Source organism: Pseudoalteromonas sp. SIMBA_162, assembly GCF_046535955.1.
Lineage (GTDB): Bacteria > Pseudomonadota > Gammaproteobacteria > Enterobacterales > Alteromonadaceae > Pseudoalteromonas > Pseudoalteromonas marina.
The window spans coordinates 1-236 of record NZ_JAWJBQ010001213.1 but is presented as its reverse complement, the minus strand read 5'-3'; the positions used below and the strand labels follow the sequence as shown (position 1 = coordinate 236).

Sequence of the window (236 nt, the reverse complement as noted above, 5' to 3'; positions counted from 1 at the left end):
GGCTTCTCGCTGACCATGCTTATCGGTGTTTCCATCGGTACTGCATCTTCCATCTATGTGGCATCTGCGTTGGCTCTGAAACTGGGTATGAAGCGCGAACACATGTTGCAGCAGAAAGTGGAAAAAGAAGGGGCGGATCAGCCGTCAATTCTGCCGTAATCAAGTTCCCGTTGATGTTGAAAATCCCGGTCAGAAGATCGGGATTTTTTTGATGTATGGAGATTGCGAAAATCCCC

1 protein-coding gene is annotated in these 236 nt (G+C 48.3%); it reads left to right on the top strand.

Translation table 11 applies throughout. From position 1 onward, the window contains the following. Positions 1-9: 9 nt before the first annotated feature. Positions 10-159: a hypothetical protein gene (locus R0J88_RS23510; RefSeq protein ID WP_410901392.1), complete on the top strand. Its 150-nt coding sequence runs from the start codon at positions 10-12 to the stop codon at positions 157-159. The last annotated feature ends 77 nt before the right edge of the window (positions 160-236 follow it).